The organism is Taibaiella chishuiensis (genome assembly GCF_003014535.1).
Classification (GTDB): Bacteria; Bacteroidota; Bacteroidia; order Chitinophagales; family Chitinophagaceae; genus Taibaiella; species Taibaiella chishuiensis.
The window spans coordinates 1001465-1020831 of the sequence record NZ_PYGD01000001.1; the positions used below are offsets into that span (position 1 = coordinate 1001465).

A 19367-nucleotide genomic window follows, 5' to 3' on the forward strand; every position below is an offset into this window, starting at 1 on the left:
TTCCGGTCCTGCCGGGGTGACTCCTGCGGTGCTACCTGGTTTCCGGTAGCCGTGCCCTGCGGCGCTGTTCAGCGTCGCAGGACCGGTTATAGCTACAAGCCCCTGTTATACGCAGCGCGCATCCCGCAGGGCAGGCGCTGCCGGGCAGACACCTGTAACGCGGGAGCGCTACGAATATAAACAGGGGCATAACGTATGCAGGGCAATATTGTACTAATGCGTATTTACTGCGTACAAACGGGAAAGGTGCAGCAACAATGGGGGTATCAGGAGAAGAGCAAGGCCCGGTCCCATCCGCTATCGTTATACAGGCTGCTGATCAGCGACAGGCCGATACCGCTTATGCCCACGAGGAAACCCTGCGAGCGCGTCCATTCTATGGGAACTTCGCCGGTATGTACCCGGAAACCGGCAAAGCCTTCATCGAAGACGCCCATCTTAAGCGTTTCTTCCTGCCAGTAATTGCTGGCTTCCAGGAAGGTGGCATCGCCGGTATGCAGATGCATACGTTTAAAGATCTGCGCCAGGCCCGATGTGCCATGGCATAAGCCGGCATCGAACAGCGCAAACACCTCCTGGTCCTGCCGGGTGCAAAGTTCCAGCCCGTAAGATAAGGTGTCGTTGTATAGTTGCTGGTCCCCGGTTTGCAGTGCGGCCATCATCAGCGAAAGGGTAACGCCCGGATCGCCGTGGCACCAGGCCATACGGGTGATATGCTCCGACTCGCGTTCGTCGTTCACCATATGATAGGGGTAAAAATCGATGCCGTCGGTTTGGGTCCTGCAGGACCTGATATAGCTGGCCAGGCGTTGTATGTCGGCCGCCCGTTCCGGGGCCAGTACACCCGCCTGCTGCGCCAGGGAGAGGAACGCAAGGATACTGGAGAGGCCATGTGCCATGCCCAGTGTGGTTACCCGCTTCTCGGCATGCTCTCTTTTAAAACCATAGTAGTCCTGCCAGAGTATGCCCTGGTCGTGGTTTTCGCGGAAGGAGAACAGGATTTCGATCAACTGGTCGAGGTAGCTTTTTACACTTTTATCGGAGGCGTACCGCTCCAGGAAATAACGGCCCTTACCGATCATGCCCACAAAATAATCGTAACGGAACAGCGACATGTTCTCGCGTACCGCTTCGAAGATCAGCTCGTCGAAATCCCGGATGTTCTCTTCATAGGCCGGATCGAGCATGCCCGCGTTGACCAGGTGTTGCAGGCACCAGGCAATACCCGTAATACCATGCGAAAAAGAGTCGTCTACCTCGATCTGTTCGGTCACTTCGATCATACGGTCGATAAGGCTGTACATACGGGCGCCCGCTGCTTCGTCGCCGGTGCATTTATAGAGATAACCATAAAAAAGAATAATGCCGCCCAGGCCCGAAAAAAGGGAGGGCAGTTCGATCTCCAGTTGGCCATCGAGTACCTGCCGGATCTGTTGCAGCTTTTGCAACAGGGCGGCGTTCAGGCTCAGGGGTTCAGCGCTGTATAATGTTTGCATAGGATAAGGTAGTTGAAATGACTGATATAAGGACCCGCGCAGGAAGCCGCTACGGGAATAATGCCTAAAGAATGGGTAAGCTGAGCCTGGCACGCTTCCAGGGTGGTGAGCAGCGCGGCGTTGCTTTTGCGGTAAGGCCCGTAGGCCCGTACGATGCCGTCGTTCTCAATCGTACGGCTATTGGCTTTGCCGGTAGTGGTATTAAAGTACTGGACGCCGGTAATGCAAAGCCCCCGGGGCATCTGCTGCGACCGGTAGTAATCCCGGAGCTGACTGGCAAACATGCCCTTGCCATCGGCAGTGTTGACATGTGTTTCGCCAAACGAAGCGAAGAAGGTCGTGTGGGCCGGGTTAAGGTCGTATAACTTCAACATCAGGACAAAGTTCGCCAGCAGCTCATCATCGCGCGAGCCGCGGTAATCGGTATATGCGCTGGTAACAGCCAGCAGCTCCCGGTAACCGGCTTTAAGGAGTTGCCGGTAATGTTGCAGCTCCTGCTGCAACAGGGCAGCGATTTTTTGGTTGTAATTACGGATTTGTTTTTTGCTGCCGGCTGTGCAGGCCGCGTGTAATAAGGGGATAAGCCCGTCGCCCGGCGCCTGTTGCCGTAATGCGGTTTCAAAGTAGCGCAGGCAATCATGATAGGCTATGGTTTTGAAACCGGAAGCATCGTTGCCGATACAGAGGTCTATGCCGATAAAACGGATCTGCATACTATCGGGTTGCCCGCTGTTGAGACGGCGCAATTGCTGTAATAACCAGGTACTATGGCGGCTGTCGGGATGGCTAAGCAGGCTGTCGGTACCGGTTTGCAGGAAGAGATTATAGCGGAACGCATAACTATGCGGCATTTCCAGGATAACATACCGTAATGCCCGCTCCCGGTGCAATTTCCTGATATAAATGAATTGCAGTACAGGGTTGATATCGATATTATGAAGTTCTGAAAGCAGGAAGAATCGCGCTTCGGGTACCGCATCGAAGTCCAGGCGCCGGCCCAGGCCGGCGGTGTCGGTATCTACCATAGCCTTGCTGATACAGGAACGTATATCCCGGGCAATGCAAGGCCGCCACAGGAGCAAGAAGCACAGGAAAAGAAACGGGGTGTAGCGGCGCATAGAAATAACATAAACCCGGTTGCCATGTCGGCACGGCAACCGGGTGGATTGGCTTAGCAGTTAGAGCAACGGGTAGTACCCCTGTTGGTCATCCTGGCGCAGCTGTTCCTTTCGCTGCAGGCTACACCGATAGACAAGATACCCGGAGTGCCCGGATCGAGTGAAATGGTACCGCCGCCGCCACCGGTGGTCACGGCTCCGCCTTTTACTGCGTCGATTTCGTTGTTGGTCAGGTTAGATACCCTTACTTTTCTGATAGAAAGTTTTTTGATGTCCTTTTTCATTTGATGTGATTTGATATTTCCCGTTTTGTCGTACAGGAATAAAAACGCTGTCATTTTAAGTGTGCAGGCACTGCGCTCTTCGCATTTGTAATCCGCCCTGAAGAGAAGCGGTGTGCTGCCGGCCGGCTTATCGCTGCAGTCGAAAAGCTGCCGTAGGCAATAGGGTTGGGTTGCCGGATCAGGCCGGCTGCACCTGTTTATGTTTAGCCATCGCTAGTTGCGACAGGTAATATTTATCCAGGAAGAAGTAGATCAGCAATTCATATTTACGTTGCTGCGCCAGGAAGAGCCGGTTCATGAACATGTGGATATAACTGCGCAGCAGGTCGTCGAGTCTTGCTGTGTCGTCCTGTACGACCGACAGTATTCGCTCTATTACAGGGCCGTTACTGATCGAACGCGTTTCGAAGATAGCCGCCGCTTCTGCGATACCGTTTTCATCGTCCTGGTCAGTGTCGAGATGACGGGCAATTGCTTTTTGCAGGTTGCGGTACTTGTCGTTGAGTTGTTTTTGCAAAGCCGGGTGACCACCAAATTCTTTAAAGAAGCTGGTCTGCATGGCCTTCAGCAGTTTGCTGCGGCTTTCGGTAGTATACCCGAAATCGTCGAGCAATTTGCCAATGCCACGCATCGCGAAGTAAAGCCGGTATTGTTCGATCTCTTCGCCATCGAGCAGGTTGATAAAGCGCAACACGGCCAGGCTGTCGTTGCAAAACAAATGCTCTGCCGCTTCGATAAGGTCGTCGCCGTAGCGCTCCAGCTCCCGGCTGTAGCGATCGGTGGTTACTTTATACAGGGTTCCGGTGTCCAGCAAGGGTTGCAGTACTGCCATCAACTGCCGGGCCACCGCTGCTTGTTTGCGGGTATCGGTATTGTAAAAACGGATGCGGAAGTGTGCCCCGCTTTCGTCGCGGTAACGGATAAAAAAGAAACGTTCGAACAAGCCGTCTTCGAGTCCCTGTTCCACAAAGGGCAGCAGGCATTCTTTCAATACCTTCTCGGCTGTAACGGAGCCGCTGTATACTTTAAAGTAAAGCCATTCGCTGTGCAGGGCAAAGTGGCGCTGCGCTTTACCGGATTTTTGCAGCAGGACGCCGGTATCGTTACCGCCTTGCTGTGCGGGCAGCGTGACCGGTATAATAATTTCGTTGGTAAACGGCGCATCGCCCGGCCCGCGCACCACACAGTTCTCTTCCGTAAACAGGAACTCTTCGAGCAGCACGGATTTATGGCGGTTAAGATAATGCAGGAAGAGCTCCCGCCCCAGCTCCTGTTCGAAGTCGATCAGCAGTTCATTATCGCCCTCTACATAAACCACCCGGACCGGTATGCCTGCTTCGTTGCGAAAGGCCTGGAGGGCGGCATCGCGGCCGGCTTTATCCTTTGGCAGGTTGCCCAGGTCTTTTTCTTCGACCCGCCATTTGGCCTTATGCAGTACCAGGTTCTTGTATACTACGCGGGGCAGGTGTCGCAACTGTACCAGCGGCCCCCAGTCCCATACATTGGGATAGGCGATATGCTGGGCCTGTAGGTCGCAGAGAAAGCGGTATACCGGCAGGCTTTTTACGCTGAAGTTATGTGCAGTGGTAAGCCTGGGCATAATGCGTTTACCCAGTTTATGACTGAATAGGATCACTTCGTCCTGTTCGATGCGCACATAGAGGTCTTCCAGGGGTATCTGGTGTTCCTTGTCCGTGCCGGACTTGCCTACATAAGGGATCTCGTAGCGGCGCAGTACGGGCCGGAGCAGGATATTGCCTACCCTGGCCTGTGGCAGGTGCGCGATCTCGGCATAGATCACCTCCGGGTCAGTAGCTTCTTCGGCAGCCAGTATGGTTTGAGTAAGCTGGCATATGGCCGCATCGCCATGGGTAAAGCGCCCAAGTATATTACCACCCGAAGGACCACTAAAGCCCGAGAGGTCGAAGACGAAATGCTCCGCATCCAGCAGCCCGTCCTGTTTGAGTAAACTGCCCATCAGGTGCATGCTCGAAGGGAAGGTATAATTTTCTGTTTGTTTGCGGAATGCTTCCAGCTCTTCTTCCGTAACAACCACCTGGTCCTGCTTATGCTTTAGCCAGTCATGGTATTTCGATAGGGTAAAATGGGTAATGTAGTCTTCGTGGGCGCTGTTCTGGCTGCCGGGTACAAAGGCCAGCAGGTCGTCGATCCAGGCGCTGCCCCCGGCCAGCTCGTCGCGGGCGCTGCCATAGCCGATGCCCAGGTCGGCATCGAGCACGATGGCCAGCGGTACTTCGGCCTCTTCGTAGCGGGCATAGAATTTTTGCTTAAAATCGTCGAGATCTTTGTTTTTGGCAGGTCTGGCAAGGGCTTTCAGGTCTTCGGCCTGGTTGATGATAGCCGTTATCAACGACTTGCTGATGGTCTGTTCAGCCGTATCAAGGAAGAGGTCGGCCTGCAGGGTATTTTTAGGCACATCCACGCTCAGGCCCAGTTGCCGCAGTTCATCTTCTACCTGCTGGTAGTAAGCAACACCCGGCGCGGGGTTGCTGATCAGGGCCTGTATCTTCTTCAGTTGTTGCAGGATGGGCATTATGTCGCTGAACGATTCCAGCTGCCCGATCAGCTGGTCCAAAGGTTCCTGGCCCGTAACACAGGGCTCAAGCGATGCCGTCAGCAATTGCGATTGCCACATATCGTCTATGAATTCGAGCGCGCTTGCTTCGTCTACCGCCTCCTGCTCCATCAGCATCAGGCACAGTTCCTGTACGGTAGCGCCTACGGCTGCCCGTTGCAGTGTTGCTTTAATATAGTCCGTTTTGTCGATGGAGGTGAGGTGGTAATTCCGGACATTGTTCTGTATGGTATATTCGGCATAACGGAACCCGTCCGGCAGTTCATAGAGGCTATTGTTGGTATACAGGACTACCTGTTCGCGGATCACCGGCATGCCGATCAGGGCCTGGATGATCCCGGAAATATAGTTCATGTCGATGCGCAGGCGGCGCATATGTTGTGCCTTATCGCCCAGCAACAACCGGGTTGCCTGTTCGTCGCTTACGCCGGCCAGTGCCGATCCGGCAAAGGTGCCGTAAGGCGTACAGCGGGTACAGCTGCGTAACCAGTATTTGGCAAAACTCTGCCGCAGCTTCTCAACCGGTCCGGAGCGCCCGCCGCCGGCCTTTTGGTATTCGTTCCAGAACTCGGGCGAAGACAGGTAAAGGCCTTCCTGGAACAGGACATCGGTTTGCTCCGGGAAGCGAAAGGCCTGCTGCAGGCTTTGCAGAGGCGAGCGGAACAGGATATGATCGAAGTGCTGGTACATAAATACATTGGTTTTAACGGCGACAGTCGTAATGGTTGAACTCTTCTGCTGTTACCCGGATCCTGGCGCCGGAAAAGGCTACCAGGTCGAAGCCCAGGTCGCCGGTTGATGCCCCGGTGGCAAAAATGCCGGTGCTGAACAAACGTTGTTTGCTGCCGGCCGCGTAGCGTTCCATCATGCCGGCAGGCTTATCTTTGCGGCCTTCCCGGCCGAAAGCATTACGCAGTGCGATATGCCGGTTGGCGGCCCAGATAACCGTTATGCCTTGTCTACCGGTGGAAAAATGACGCTCCAGGAAATCTATATTAGCGGCCATCATCTCTTCGCGTAACCTGATCTTGTCCTGGCTGCGGGTATAAGCCAACAGGCGTGCCAGCACTTTACGGTTTTCCAGGCAGCGCACCAGTAAGGCGGTATAAGCCGGCTGCTTGTCTGTACGTTTCAAATCGTTGATGAGCGTATCCTGCGCAGCTATAACTAATGCTGCTTCTGTTGCGCTCAGGGCGCGGGTTTTAGCTCCCGGGTATTGTGCTATAGCCAGGGCCAGGAGCGCATCGCTGCGTTGTGCCGTTGCCCTCATGGCGCCGCTTATATAACCCTGTTCCAACAGGTAACGGTTAAGATACAGGAACGAACAGTTTTCCTGTGGATCCAGGCCGGCAACAATCACTTTGTTTTTTTCTATAAAGCCCGACAGGCCCGGGTATACGGCCTTCGTTTTCCAGAAGGGGTATACAAAATAGCTGTAAGGCTTTTGTTCGATCATTGCCAATACCGCATCGGTAAAGGGGCTTTCGAAATACAGGGCGCCTACCGTACAACGGCTATGGAGTTCCTGTAGCAAGGCCAGTTTATACAGGTGTTGTTGGTCGTCGTTGTGTTCGCTTTCGCCAAGCCCCACCAGTTGCGGCCCGGCCCGGCATATCTGTTCTGCCACTGAGGCGGCATCCTGGCCAAAGGCAGGCCCGGTACACAACAGGAGGACGAACAGCAGCCGGCTCATAACAGTAATATCTTTTGCCAGTCGCTGGTCGCGGGCTGCACCAGGCTCTGGTAGCTGAGCCCGATACCGGTAAGCCCTTCGAGCAGGCTGCTTTTTTCGGCCAGGGGCACATCCTTGTCTTCGTAAAAAAAATAACCATCGCCGCGTTTAAAGTCCAGGCCCTGTTCGTACCAGTATATCGATGCATCCCGGAATCGTTGCAGGCCGGTAGTGCGGTAGATGGCGTTATAGATCAGGATGCAACTGCTGCCGCCATGGCAAAGACAATTGTCGTAGATCACGGCACTGCCGCGGGTATCGCGCTTCAGGGTCCTGTCGGCCAGGGCCAGGCCTTCTGCATACAGCCCCTTATGTTGTAACTGCTTGCCTGCATGCAGCAGGGTACTGGCAATAGCCAGGTCGCCATAACACCAGGAAAGCCTTGTGGAGCGCCTGTTGTAGTCGGTTCGTTCCTGGAGTTGGTCGTCGAGGCGTATTTCGGTGGGGAACTTGGAAAATTGCAGGTCGTCGCCGTTAATGCTAAAGGTTTTCATAGCTTCGTAGGAATCGCAGATGATGCCTGCGATTTCCTGTTGTGCCGCTGCCGGCAGGAATCCCGCTATATCCGTAAGCAGGTACCACATCGAAGGTATGCCGTGTGCCAGGCCGAGATTATAGGCATAACCCTTACCCAGCTTCACATTCATATAGTCGAGCCAGAAGTATTTTTTGTTGACCCCGTACGTTGAGGCTTTAATTACCTTATGATACAAGGCGGCAAAGTCTTCGGGGTTGCGGATCGCGTTCCTTTCCCTGAGATAGATGTAATCGCCGAGACTGCCGAAGAGCAGGTCGAAGTTGCCGTTATCCATTTTATCCTGCAGCGAGGCATAAAGGTCGGCATCGATATCGTCGAATGATCCGGTATCCAGGAGGCTATGGTCGAATAAACGGTTTACATAACTCAGCGACCATAACATACCCGAGAGTCCTCTCGCAAAGGAAAGGTCGTCAACCGAGCCGCACTGTTCCGCGATGCGGTTACAGAGGTCGTGTATCACGGCCAGGTCAGCATCATTCTTTACGGGTTGGTATTGGTAATGCTGTGCCAGGAAAAGGTTTACGCCTGCCAGACCCTGCATCAGCGAATAGTCGTTATGTACAGCGGCTTCGCGGGTCAGTGCCTGGTGTATACCCGACAGCTCGCTGGTAACCGAATGTTTTACATCTGATAATAACTCCATAGACCGGTTGCTTGATGGGTGTGCGAAGAAGGATAGTGAAAGGGAATGATCCAACCTGAATGTATTTCGGACGGCAATTCAGGTCGGATCCCTTTTTGTCTTTATTGGTGATGTTGGTGCTTGTCGTACAAATATATCCAGCTGCCTGAAAGGCAGGAAATGAATAGGATAAACGGGAGTATAACAGGGATAAACCGGCGGGATAGTTTTGATAATACCCTTTTCTATAAGTTCGTAGCGGGACGCAACGAGCAGTGCAGAATATGTAAATGCAAAACGCCCCGGAGCAAGAAGACCGGGGCGTTTATATAAAAACAAAAGTATTAGCGGCTACACATTGTATCCACGCAGCAGCTGTCGCAACGCTGACAATGAGAACCGTTTTCTGCTTTACAGGTAATCATAGACAGGAAACCGGGGTTTTCGATAACAACGGTACCGCCACCGCCGCCGGCTGTAGTGCCGATAACACCGCCTTTAACGAGATTGATTTCCTGGTTGTTCAGGCTGGCAATTCTTTTTTTGTTGATCTGGAGTTTAGAGGAATTTAATTGGATCTTTTTCATGTTTGTAAGTTTTAAAGTACTCTTTTCTTGACCGCCGTAGAGTAATAGTTCAGCGTGCGTTGATGGAGGCAGGTTATAAACGCGTCTTCCTGTTTTGCCCGCGGATACAGATCCGGCAAGCGTTTCTGTTGCCTTGCCTGGGGTGGAGCTGCAGTCTGCCACCCGGCGGAGCACCCGTTTATCGCAGCCTGCCGGAAGGCAGTATTGCAACGCTGGTAAAACAAATATAATCGCAGCGCCGCCGGACTAAAAAAAATATCTTGTCAAGCAGAACATAGCAGGGATGAACCCTTTTGATAGGAAGGATATTGATTTTTGCAGGTACTTTCCGGGGTTTTGTACCGGGCTTATTGCGTTTTGCGGCCACTAAACCAGGGGTTAATATCTGCTAAGACCTGGTTCGTACCCGCTTAAAACGGATTGGGCTTAAAAAAAATACCGGAATTATGGAGTCAGTATATTTGTAATATCTTAATGGAGACACTAAAATCAACTAAAAACACTAAAGTTAACTAAACATGAAAACGAGGAACGTACAGCATAAAAGCACCAAACTGAAATTAAACAAGATCGCCATCGTAGACCTGACTGCTACGGAAATGTTACAGGTAAACGGCGGAGCGCCCACAGGTACCGGCGCCAATACCGGTACTGGCGGCGGTGGCACCAACACCCTGCAGACCGGTACCCGTACCATTCACTCTGCTGCACCGAGCGGCCCCTGCACCGGCGAGCCCATCCCTTATACCACTACGATCCTTACGGCTTCTATAGGCTAATCCCGGCCCGGCCCCTGTACATATTGATACCAGCCCCCGGGATGGTATCAATATTTTTTTTATAAACCTCCTGTATGCACGCTAAACTTCTGACCGTACTCCTGTTCCTGCTCCTGCTTGGCCCTGCTGTACAGGCCCGTGATACCGATCTTGAATTCCTGGTGGAAAAGATCAAACTGGATTATCCTGTATTCCGCGAGAAAACACAGCACATTAATTTCGACAGTTTCGTTACACGGACCATTGCTGCCAACAGCGATACTTTCAGGGCTATGGCGCTTATCGTCGATTTCTTTAAAGACCGGCACCTGGACCTGGTCCGCACACGCGCTGCCTCTCCTGTGGATACGGCCTTATGCCAGGCGGGATATCGGGATGTGATGCGTTATTTCGGCCGGCAGCAGCGCTTACAACGTTACGAAGGGTTCTGGGTAAATGATTATAATAATTGTATCATTGCACTGAAACAGGAAGGGCGCAGGCCCCTCGCTTACAGGGGATATGTAATTGCGTCGCGCGACAGCAGTATCCTTCGTCCCGGCATGACGGCACTTGATTTTGAACAGGATGCCGCAGGCGCTTACTTCGGCATGTTTGTGAGCGGTTATACCGGATCCCGGTTTTATGTCACCACCCGGTTCCGGAGCGATACCCTGTTTACGACCGGCGCTAACAGCAAGTGGCGGAAACTGCCGCATTTTGACCCCGGCCTGCTCCGTAACCTGCCGGTATTCGATAAACGGGTGCGCGGCGGCCTGCTGGACGAAGACAACTACCTGGTAGTACTACCCGGGAATACAGAAGACAATACCCTGCTGGCAGACAGCATCGTCAGGCGCGATTATAAAAAGATAGCCGGGGCCAAAAACCTGATCATCGATCTGCGTAATAACCTGGGCGGTACCATCAGGACCTATTTCCCGCTGATGCCATTTATATATACAGGGCCTATTGCGCGTACCGACGGTGATGTGTATTGTACCGAAGACGGTATCCGCAACGAAGAAGAAAGCCTGGCTGCTTATTGCAGGCAAGGCGCTGTGGATTCCGGCCAGCTTAAGGCCTGGAAGGCGTTAATCGAAGAGAAAAAGACGAAGATCGGTTCCTTTGTATCGGGTTATACCGATACCCTGTTTTATGACAGCGTGATGCGAAAGCCGCAACAGGTGGGCATTATTATTAACTATGCCTGCCAAAGTGCTGCCGAGATGATGCTGCTCGAATGCAGGCAAAGCAAAAAGGTGATGCTGTTTGGCGAGCATACCATGGGCGCTATAGACCAGCTGAACTACTTCCCGATACCCTTGCCATCCGGTAAATACCGCCTGATGATGGCAACCGGGAAAAGAAAAATACCACCCGGCGGCGCACCGATCGACGGTAGGGGTATTTACCCCGATGTGCCGATAAGCGATGCCGAACCCGACTGGATACAGTTTGTCAAAACCTACTATGAAAAACATTAAAAGACATATTATCTTCTGGTCCTGTTATTTTTTGTACGTCTATATCACAGACTACTTTACGGACCCCGATGCCACGCTGGTAAAGGAACTCATCTTCTTCCTGTCGCAGAATATCTTTCTCTTTTACGGTTTGTATTATGTGTTGCGCAGGTTTTCGGTAAAAACGAAAAAAGACATTGTACTCAGCCTGCTCCGGGCAATACTGATGCTGGCGGCCTTTTGCGCCCTGCGCTATTTTGTACGGTATTGGCTGCTTACGCGGTATTTCGACCCGGCCTATGGCCAGTACGATATGACCATATTCTGGGTGAAGAATTTGCTTTGGGTGGTTAACTATATGTTCTTCGCGCTTGCTTACTTCTATTTCGTATCCTCGGTAGAAAAACAGAAAGCGCTGATGAAAAGCCGGGAAGAAAAAATGGCCGAAGAACAGGCCAAGATACAGATCGAGAATACCGCCCTCAAAGCACAGATCAACCCGCACTTCCTGTACAACACCCTGGATTTCCTGTATGCAAAGGCCCTGCCTCATTCTGCCGAACTCTCCGATGGTATTATACGGCTCGCCGATATTATGCGGTATTCGATCAAGCCGCAGGACCGTGATGGCCTGGCCAGGCTGGAAGAAGAGATCGAACACCTCGAAAATGTGATCGATATTAACCGGCTTCGCTTTAATAATTCTATTTATATTAATTTTGAAGTGGAAGGCGATCCCGGGGAGTTGAAAATTATACCGCTGGTGCTGATCACCCTGGTCGAGAATGTATTGAAACACGGCAGGGTCAATGATCCCTCATATCCCGCTACCATACGGTTATCGGTAACCGGCGGCAACCGGCTCGAGTTTTCGACCAGCAATAAAAAACGAAGCGGTCCCAAAGAATTATCCACGGGCATCGGTCTCGAAAACATCAGGAAAAGACTGGAAAGTGCTTATGGTAGTCATGCTTCTTTCAGGACAGAAGAGGCGGACGATTTTTTTCATACGCACCTTACCCTGCAATTTGTTTAAGTAAACCCCATACCCCATGATCAATTGTTTAATTGTAGACGACGAACAGCACGCAATTGATATCCTGACGCATCATGTGCAGCAGACCAATTTCCTCAACCTGGTACTGGCCACGACCAATGCCATGGAGGCGCTCGATGTGATCAATAACCAGAAAATAGACCTGTTGTTCCAGGATATACAGATGCCGGAAATATCGGGTATCGATATGGTAAAGGCTATTAATGGCAAGTGCAAAGTGATCCTCACCACAGCCTATAGCGAGTATGCGCTGCAGGGCTACGAACTCGATGTGGTCGACTTCCTGCTGAAGCCCGTATCTTTTCCGCGTTTTATAAAAGCAGTACAAAAGGTAGCCGCGCTGATGCCGCAACAGCCGGCTGCGCCTGTGGCCGAAGCCCGGCCGGAAGAAGATTTTATTTATGTAAAGACCGGTATAAAACACAAGGTGATCAAGATCAACCTGGGCGAGATCGACTACATAGAAAGCCTGAAAAACTATGTGGCCATCTACCACGAAGGCAAGAAAACACTGGTATACCTGAGCCTGAAAGAACTGGAGGCCAACCTGCCTGCCAGCCAGTTTATCCGGGTACATAAGTCTTATATTATTCCCTATGCGCGCATCATGCGTATCGATGGCAACCAGATCATCCTGAAGAATGTGCAGGCCGATATCCTGCTGGGTGAAACGTACAAGGCCTTTTTCTGGGAGAAGATAAAAAACAAAACGATCGGCTAAGCTGCCTTGCCATAGGCAAAGGGCTCCCGGTATCCTACCGGGAGCCCTTGTGGTATTGACTACAGCGCGTTTCAGGATATAGCTGCCACAGTTTGCAGCTTGTTGTCGAGCTGTAAGGGATGATAGCGCCTGAACACCTTGCCCAGCAATACATCGGCGATCTGCTCCGATATTTTATGGTCAGCCAGCCGGTCCAGCCAGAAGTACTCGCCGGCCGAGTTGATCTCCAGGAAGTAGTATTCATTTTCCGGTGTAACGATAATGTCGATCGCTCCATAATTGGCGCCATAGATATCCATCAGGCGCAGCAACTTCTCCCGCACGTCTGCGGGCAGTTCGTAGGGTTCCCATTGGGCCAGCAGTTCCAGTCCTTCGCGCCGCCAGTCTACTTTTGCATTGTCCATCTGCTGCGAATCCACGGCGAAGGTAAACACGGCGTCGCCTACGATCGTGACCCGCAGCTCGCGGGCCTTTTCTATTTTCTGTTGGAACTGCATGGGGCAATACTGCAGGCTGTCGATGCTATCCAGGTTGTCTTCCGTGATGACATTGGTAAAGACTACATGCTCCCGGCCTTCGCGATATATGGCAAAGGAGCTCTGCATCTTTACAATAGCGCCTTCTTTATGCGCCAGTACAAACCGCCGCGCTTCTTCCGGACTGTTGGTGATACAGGTTTCCGGAACCTTGAGGCCCAGTGCTGAGGCGATTTTCATTTGTTCCTCCTTGCTGTCGAGCCGACGGTACTGGCTGAACCGGCCGATCTGGAAGCAATGCATGCCTTCGAGCATACCGAATAAGGTTTGCCGGATCTCGCCGTGTGCGCTCGACAGGTACTCGCCTTCGAGTTGTTCTTTAAGACCGCTGGCCAGGTTATGGCTGCGGCGGTACCACAGGGCGGTTATATCCCCCAGGTTTTCCCTTTTTCCTTCATAGTCGAGGTAGGTATGCCATACGCCGTTTTCGTAACAGGAGCTCAGGCCATAGGCCAGCGGGTAGCGGTCTACATTAAAGCGGATTACCTGTGCGCCCTGTGCTTCGAGCTTACCGGTTACGATATCGATGCATTCGTTGTCCTGGCTATGGGTAATGATGAGTATTTTCTGCATAGTGTGGTCTTGTGAGTAATGCCAATAATAGGGTGTTGAAGCGGATGCTTATATTTTGCCGGCCAGCTTTTCGGCTATGGTTTCTCCTATAGGGTAGCCCAGGTCGCGTTGCAGCATGCCCCATTCTCCCTGCGGGTTTACTTCCAGGAAAAAATAGCGCCCGTCCTGGTGCCGGATCATATCTATCGCGCCGAATAGCAGGCCCATGTCGCGCATCATCAGGTCCAGGCTGCGCTGTATCCCTCCGGGTAACTGGTAGGCTTGCCAGGCAAGGGGTACATCGGTCGCAATGCGCCAATCCGTTTTCCCTTTTTCGGAATCGCCGGTATCGATCTTGCCGGCAAAGAATACGCCATCTGCATAAGCGATCCGGAGCTCATAGGCTTTGGGTATAAACTGCTGGAAGATCATAGGGCAATAGGGCAGGGCATCCAATTGGTCGAGGTCCTGCTCGCGGATGCGCGTGGTCGGGAACATAGCGCCGCCGCCCGACATACTGCGGCTCAGGGTGCCATGCAGTTTAGCGATCATGGCGCCCTCGCATTGGCTATGGAAAAAATCCTGTACCTGTTGCGGGTCGTTGGAAAACAGGGTGGGCGCGATCAGCAGGCCGTTCTTTTGTGCCAGCTCGAGCTGTAGCGCTTTGTTGCCACCGATGCGGTGGTCCTGTTGCATAGGGTTCATCCAGGGCACATCACGCAGCGCATCGAAAAACAGGTCGCGCATGGTATCATACTCCTGGTAAAAGATAGCCCTGTACTGCGGATCAAGTTCGGCAGGAGCCTGTATGCCCCATAGCTTGCGGTACCATACGGCGGTTACCTCGCGGGTGTCGATACTGCGGCCGTCGAGTAGCAGGGTAAAATTAAAAGGGTAGGCATTGCCGCCGAAGGCAAAAGATACCTGGTCGGAAAACCGGTCGGTATCGAGCCGGATACTTTCGTGGCCCAGCTCGCCGAGCCTTTTTTGTACGATGTCAATGTTATAGAAATCTCTGGAATGGGATAGGCATAAGATCATGAAATACCGGTTATAAGGGCAAATAAAAAGCAATAGCCTGCCTGCCCGGCGGGCTATTGCTTCAGGAAAGATCAGGGGATTAAGCCGGGAGGCTTGTAATATCGTCGTCCCCGTCGGAAGGATATTTGTTGGTATGTGCTTCGTCGCTGTCGGAAGGTACCTTAAGGGTTACATGAATGGGGCCGCCATCGAGGTCGGAAACCTTGCTGGTATTGTCTTCCTGGTCGGAAGGGTATTTCAGGGTCTGGCCGCCCTGTACGGCTTCGGATTCAGATCCGGACAGGTTCTGGTCTTCGAGGAAATGCGCGAAGAAGGGCTTTTTAGCGTTTGTTTGTTTTTTCATATGGCTTTTGTTGAGGTAAGGAATTGCGTTTTTAACGGGATACGATAGGGGGTATTGCCGGTATAATTAAACCCGTTCCGGCAACAAGCAGAAACGGGTTTAAAGCTAAAGCAATTTTCTTCAACTTATAATGTTTTAACATAATTTGAGATAATAATTTATGTCAAAATAATCATTATATTGATAGCCATTCTTTTACTGTTTCCCAGCACCGGGTGCTCAGGACACCGGTACGGCCTTGGCTGCCTGCGCCACTTTGGAGGTGTAATATTTTTCCAGGAAATGGTAAATAAGCAGTTCATGTTTCCTTTGTTTGGCAACGAAAAGCCGGTTGAGGAACATGTGGATATAACTTGAAAGCAGGTCCCAGTGCTGGTTTTCGTTACCCGACTCTTCGGCGGCAAGCCTTACGATCTCTGGCGCCAGTTCGCGGATGCGTGCTGAGCGCTGCCTGAAGATGTCGATCACATCCGCAATATCGTTCTGCTCGTCATCTTCATCGTTCAGGAACGATTCGATATCCTTCTGGAACCTGCGGTACTTATCATTCAGTTGTTTGTTCAGGAGTTTAGCGCCGCCAAATTCTTCTACGAAGCCCCGTTGCAGGTTGCCCAGCAGGTTCTTTTTCCATTCCAGGTTAAAGCCGAAGTCATCGAGCAGGATGTCGAGGCCGCGTGCAGCCAGCTTCCAGCGGTACTCTTCGCCCTCCGGCCCCTCCAGCATACTTACGATACCCAGTACGGCATGACTGTCGGCATCGAAGAGCTGTTCGCTCAGGGCCATGGTGCTTGCGCCGTAACGCTCTATTTCGCGGGTATAGGTATCGGTCTGTATCTTTTTGATCTGGCCTGCTTCGATATAAGGTTGCAGGTCGTCGAAGATCATGGTAAGCAATTGTTCGTTCTTCGAACGGTCGGCGCTGTTCAGGAACCGGAGCCTCAGGTGCGGGTTAGGATCGGCATAACGCAGGAAGAAGAAGGATTCGGCAAGACCTGCTTCTTTCCACTCCGGTATCTTTTCGGCAAAGTAGGTAGACAGCAGTTCTTCGGTAAGTGCATAACCGCAGTAGATCTTCACATACAGCCATTCACTGCCCGGCGTATAGTTGCGGGGTATCGACTGCATCTGCTCCTGGTCGTGGAAGCGGGCCGCAGCCTTCTGTTCGGCGGTTACGGGTTTGTAGCGTAGCGGTATCAGCACTTCGTTGGTATACGCTCGGTTATCCGTATCGGTCACCATGCTTTCGTTTTCACCAAAGAGGAATTCCCGCAGCTTAACGGACTGGCGTTTCTTCACGAAGTCGAATAAGATCTCCAGGCTTTCGGGTTGTGTACAGTCGATCAGCAGTTCATTATCCGCATCGGCAATGGTTACCAGCGCCGGCATATTCCGTTCTTCGCGGTAGCGGGTAATATTTTCGACGATTTTATTTTTGTCCTTGGTCAGGGTATCCACATCTTTCTGTTTCAGCTCCCAGGTAGCCCTGCTGATGATGATGTTATGATACATAACGCGGGGCAGGTAAGGCTTGCCCGAACATACGCCCCAGTCCCAGTAGAAGCCGCTTCTTACGCCCTGCTGCTGCAGGTCGCAGAGAAACTTATAGGCGGGCAGGCTGTTATAGCCGTAGTTATGTGCAGAACTCAGCCGCGGTATAACGCGCTTATTCCATTTTTTACTTCTTAAAACGATATTGCCGCGCTGCACCGATACCATAAGGTCGGAAAGCGGCAACTGGTGTTCGGCGTCTACGCTCGCTACGCCCACATACGGAATCTCGTAAGGACGCAGGATAGGCCGGATCAGTACATTGGTAGCCCGCGCCTCGGGGAAGTGTACCACCTCGGCAAAGATGGCATCCGGGTCGGTGGCTTCTTCTTCGCGCAGCAGGTCTTTTACTTTTTCGGTCATTTCTGTATCGCCGCTGCAGAAGCGGCCCAGCAGGTTGGCCGCAGAGGGGCCGCCCAGCGATTGCATACTGAACAGGTAATCCTGGCCTTCGGGCGCCCCGGGCGCCGCTTTGTGCAGGCTGCCGAAGAGGAAGCAACTGCTGGCAAAATTCAGGTTATCTGTTTTGCCGAAGGGTTTCAGGTCTTCGTCGGTAATGTGTACGGTGGTCAGCCGGTCTTTGATAAACTGCTCGTACTTGTCTAAGCTGAGTTGTTGTAACGGAGTCCAGTTGATGGTGCTGGGGCCATTGCTGCCGCCGCCGGCCATAATATCTTCTACGAAAGGCGTATGGAACGAGTTGTCGATACTGGCGCCGTAACCGATGCCGGTCTCAGCATCGAGCGCCAGGTTCAGCGGTATTTCCTGGCCGTCGTACAGCTCGTTCAGTTTATTGCCGAAATTAGTAAGCTCTGTATTGCCCTGTGGATAACTGTTACAGATGGCCAGCAGCTTGGAGAGCTTTTGTGTAATGTCGTTTACCATATCGGCGCTCAGCGTGCAGTGGCTGGTGCTTTTAAACAGGTCGATCTGCAGCAGGTCCTTGGGCAGGGCAATGGGAAAGTCGGTTTCGCATTGCTGGTGGATCTCCGAAAGGCGCTCCTGGTCATAATCCTGTTTGCTGAACAGGACGGAGAGCGCCAGCAGCTGGTCCCTGAGGGCTTTGGCATCGGCGATGCTTTCCAGCCGGTCGATGAGCAGGGGCAGGTTGCCGGGCCCGGTTATTTTAGGTTCCATTTCCGAGATCAGCAGCTGCGCGTCGATCAGTTCGTTCACAAAGCCTTCTGCTTCTTCCTGCGCAATGCTGTCGTCTTCGGCCAGGATCAGTTGTACCATCTCGCCGATCGTCAGGCCCGCCTGGGCCTTTTCGATGATCTGTTCGATAAACACCGAGTTGGTAATGGAGCTCAGCAGGTATTTACGCCGGTTATTGTTGATGGTATATTCGGCGTAGCGAAATTTATCGCCGATCTTATACACGCTGTTATTGGTATAGAACCGGAGTTCTTTACGGATATATACCTCTTTGAGGATATAACTGCAGACTTTGGTATAGTAGTCCATATCCAGCCTTACCTGCTGGATAGCCTCGCCGGGACCGTTTATGGTAAGCTGTGTTTCGGCGCCTATCGTACCCAGGCTACAACCGGCAAATACACCGTAAGGGGTGCTGCGGGAACAGGCGCGTACCCAGTATTTATATAAGGAAGACTTCAGTTTATTGATCTTCTTTTCGTTGAATTCGCCGGGTTGTTCGATAAACCGGTTCAGTTCTTTTACCAGTTCCCGCGAGCCGATGTACAAGGCATAAGCAAACTCGGGTTTGCCGGCAATCAGTTGTGCCGGATCTTTTTCAAAGATATCCTTGTATTGGGCAACCGGGAAAAGCGGTGTTCTTAAGACGAAAAAATCAGATGACGTTAGTGGCATAGGTAATAAAAATAGGGTCCAATGATGTATTCAAATATAAGTATATGCCCCGGGAAATGTGTAATAAAAAGGACGAAACCTTGTTTTTACGTGATTTCCGGTAGGGGCAGCTAAGGGTATCCGGGTAGGCCGGGACCAGGCCCGGTAGCGATACATAGGAAGGATAACCGGGCAAAGCGCATTCCTGTCTTTTGCCCGGTTATTGATCCTGTTTTTAATTGCATTGCCCGCCCGGACCTTCCAGGGTATTGGCGGGGCACTTGTTACAGTTGGTCTGGTAACGTGTGTATACGCAGTATACCCGGTCGGTATACAGGTCGCCGCCTACAACCGCCCTTTGCTGGCCGGTATGCAGTGCTGCAATGGTTCCTTTATCGAGGAACAGTTTTTTGCCGAATGCTACTTTTCTTTTTTTCATAACCATTGGGTTTTTAAATGTTAATAAAAAAAGCATTGTTGCCGCAAGTCCGTATATACGGGCCTTTGGGGGTAGAAGCCAGCCAGGGCCGGGGCATCGAGCCGACCGGGTAACCCTGCTG

16 protein-coding genes are annotated in these 19367 nt (G+C 52.1%); 4 read left to right on the plus strand and 12 right to left on the minus strand.

The genetic code is table 11. The features are described 5' to 3' along the window. Nucleotides 1-266: 266 nt before the first annotated feature. The 7 genes from B0I18_RS04260 to B0I18_RS04290 form a co-directional block, all read right to left on the minus strand. The gene (locus tag B0I18_RS04260) at nt 267-1496 is read right to left on the minus strand and encodes a lanthionine synthetase C family protein (RefSeq protein ID WP_106521393.1); all 1230 of its coding nucleotides are present in this window, start codon (nt 1494-1496) and stop codon (nt 267-269) included. After that, complete coding sequence (locus tag B0I18_RS04265) at nt 1466-2521, minus strand: erythromycin esterase family protein (protein WP_146146649.1); 1056 nt, start codon at nt 2519-2521, stop codon at nt 1466-1468. Before B0I18_RS04265 ends, B0I18_RS04260 begins: the two co-directional genes overlap by 31 nt. A gap of 146 nt (nt 2522-2667) precedes the next feature. Further along, nucleotides 2668-2898, minus strand: a complete 231-nt coding sequence (locus tag B0I18_RS04270; protein WP_146146650.1) for a class I lanthipeptide — start codon at nt 2896-2898, stop codon at nt 2668-2670. Nucleotides 2899-3076: 178 nt separating this feature from the next. Next, a complete protein-coding gene (locus tag B0I18_RS04275) occupies nt 3077-6184 on the minus strand; it encodes a lantibiotic dehydratase (RefSeq protein WP_106521396.1) in 3108 nt (1035 codons plus the stop codon). A gap of 13 nt (nt 6185-6197) precedes the next feature. Continuing rightward, entirely contained in the window at nt 6198-7187 is a 990-nt protein-coding gene (locus B0I18_RS04280; RefSeq protein WP_106521397.1) for an erythromycin esterase family protein, read from the minus strand. Further along, entirely contained in the window at nt 7184-8410 is a 1227-nt protein-coding gene (locus B0I18_RS04285) for a lanthionine synthetase LanC family protein (protein WP_106521398.1), read from the minus strand. The genes B0I18_RS04280 and B0I18_RS04285 overlap by 4 nt, the downstream gene beginning before the upstream one ends. A 323-nt stretch (nt 8411-8733) precedes the next feature. Further along, complete coding sequence (locus B0I18_RS04290) at nt 8734-8976, minus strand: class I lanthipeptide (protein WP_106521399.1); 243 nt, start codon at nt 8974-8976, stop codon at nt 8734-8736. Between the two features lie 518 nt (nt 8977-9494). On the opposite strand from B0I18_RS04290, the gene B0I18_RS04295 reads away from it, so the two are divergent. The 4 genes from B0I18_RS04295 (at nt 9495) to B0I18_RS04310 (ending at nt 12978) form a co-directional block, all read left to right on the plus strand. Continuing rightward, nucleotides 9495-9755, plus strand: coding sequence for a class I lanthipeptide (locus tag B0I18_RS04295; protein WP_106521400.1), 261 nt, complete (start codon nt 9495-9497; stop codon nt 9753-9755). A 74-nt stretch (nt 9756-9829) separates the two neighbouring features. Beyond that, the gene (locus B0I18_RS04300) at nt 9830-11221 is read left to right on the plus strand and encodes a S41 family peptidase (RefSeq protein ID WP_106521401.1); all 1392 of its coding nucleotides are present in this window, start codon (nt 9830-9832) and stop codon (nt 11219-11221) included. Then, nucleotides 11208-12236, plus strand: coding sequence for a sensor histidine kinase (locus B0I18_RS04305; RefSeq protein ID WP_181358332.1), 1029 nt, complete (start codon nt 11208-11210; stop codon nt 12234-12236). Before B0I18_RS04300 ends, B0I18_RS04305 begins: the two co-directional genes overlap by 14 nt. A 16-nt stretch (nt 12237-12252) precedes the next feature. Next, nucleotides 12253-12978 (plus strand): LytR/AlgR family response regulator transcription factor, encoded by a 726-nt coding sequence (locus B0I18_RS04310; RefSeq protein WP_106521403.1) that lies wholly within the window; start codon nt 12253-12255, stop codon nt 12976-12978. Nucleotides 12979-13049: 71 nt separating this feature from the next. Here B0I18_RS04310 and B0I18_RS04315 read toward each other — a convergent pair whose 3' ends face one another. The 5 genes from B0I18_RS04315 to B0I18_RS04335 all read right to left on the minus strand — a co-directional run bounded on the left by B0I18_RS04315 (nt 13050) and on the right by B0I18_RS04335 (nt 19246). Beyond that, nucleotides 13050-14087, minus strand: coding sequence for an MvdC/MvdD family ATP grasp protein (locus B0I18_RS04315; RefSeq protein WP_106521404.1), 1038 nt, complete (start codon nt 14085-14087; stop codon nt 13050-13052). Nucleotides 14088-14135: 48 nt separating this feature from the next. Next, nucleotides 14136-15107, minus strand: coding sequence for an MvdC/MvdD family ATP grasp protein (locus B0I18_RS04320; protein WP_106521405.1), 972 nt, complete (start codon nt 15105-15107; stop codon nt 14136-14138). 79 nt (nt 15108-15186) lie between these two features. Beyond that, the gene (locus B0I18_RS04325; RefSeq protein ID WP_106521406.1) at nt 15187-15450 is read right to left on the minus strand and encodes a microviridin/marinostatin family tricyclic proteinase inhibitor; all 264 of its coding nucleotides are present in this window, start codon (nt 15448-15450) and stop codon (nt 15187-15189) included. A gap of 219 nt (nt 15451-15669) precedes the next feature. After that, entirely contained in the window at nt 15670-18828 is a 3159-nt protein-coding gene (locus tag B0I18_RS04330; RefSeq protein ID WP_106521407.1) for a lantibiotic dehydratase, read from the minus strand. A 214-nt stretch (nt 18829-19042) separates the two neighbouring features. Beyond that, nucleotides 19043-19246: a class I lanthipeptide gene (locus B0I18_RS04335; RefSeq protein WP_106521408.1), complete on the minus strand. Its 204-nt coding sequence runs from the start codon at nt 19244-19246 to the stop codon at nt 19043-19045. Nucleotides 19247-19367 lie beyond the last annotated feature (121 nt).

Bases quoted from the DNA above. Each gene is read 5' to 3' on its own strand.
- B0I18_RS04265 (WP_146146649.1), bottom strand. From the start codon at position 2,521: ATGGTAGATACCGACACCGCCGGCCTGGGCCGGCGCCTGGACTTCGAT.
- B0I18_RS04270 (WP_146146650.1), bottom strand. From the start codon at position 2,898: ATGAAAAAGGACATCAAAAAACTTTCTATCAGAAAAGTAAGGGTATCT.
- B0I18_RS04335 (WP_106521408.1), bottom strand. From the start codon at position 19,246: ATGAAAAAAAGAAAAGTAGCATTCGGCAAAAAACTGTTCCTCGATAAA.
- B0I18_RS04300 (WP_106521401.1), top strand. From the start codon at position 9,830: ATGCACGCTAAACTTCTGACCGTACTCCTGTTCCTGCTCCTGCTTGGC.
- B0I18_RS04290 (WP_106521399.1), bottom strand. From the start codon at position 8,976: ATGAAAAAGATCCAATTAAATTCCTCTAAACTCCAGATCAACAAAAAA.
- B0I18_RS04310 (WP_106521403.1), top strand. From the start codon at position 12,253: ATGATCAATTGTTTAATTGTAGACGACGAACAGCACGCAATTGATATC.
- B0I18_RS04260 (WP_106521393.1), bottom strand. From the start codon at position 1,496: ATGCAAACATTATACAGCGCTGAACCCCTGAGCCTGAACGCCGCCCTG.
- B0I18_RS04295 (WP_106521400.1), top strand. From the start codon at position 9,495: ATGAAAACGAGGAACGTACAGCATAAAAGCACCAAACTGAAATTAAAC.
- B0I18_RS04325 (WP_106521406.1), bottom strand. From the start codon at position 15,450: ATGAAAAAACAAACAAACGCTAAAAAGCCCTTCTTCGCGCATTTCCTC.
- B0I18_RS04275 (WP_106521396.1), bottom strand. From the start codon at position 6,184: ATGTACCAGCACTTCGATCATATCCTGTTCCGCTCGCCTCTGCAAAGC.
- B0I18_RS04320 (WP_106521405.1), bottom strand. From the start codon at position 15,107: ATGATCTTATGCCTATCCCATTCCAGAGATTTCTATAACATTGACATC.
- B0I18_RS04330 (WP_106521407.1), bottom strand. From the start codon at position 18,828: ATGCCACTAACGTCATCTGATTTTTTCGTCTTAAGAACACCGCTTTTC.
- B0I18_RS04305 (WP_181358332.1), top strand. From the start codon at position 11,208: ATGAAAAACATTAAAAGACATATTATCTTCTGGTCCTGTTATTTTTTG.
- B0I18_RS04315 (WP_106521404.1), bottom strand. From the start codon at position 14,087: ATGCAGAAAATACTCATCATTACCCATAGCCAGGACAACGAATGCATC.
- B0I18_RS04285 (WP_106521398.1), bottom strand. From the start codon at position 8,410: ATGGAGTTATTATCAGATGTAAAACATTCGGTTACCAGCGAGCTGTCG.
- B0I18_RS04280 (WP_106521397.1), bottom strand. From the start codon at position 7,187: ATGAGCCGGCTGCTGTTCGTCCTCCTGTTGTGTACCGGGCCTGCCTTT.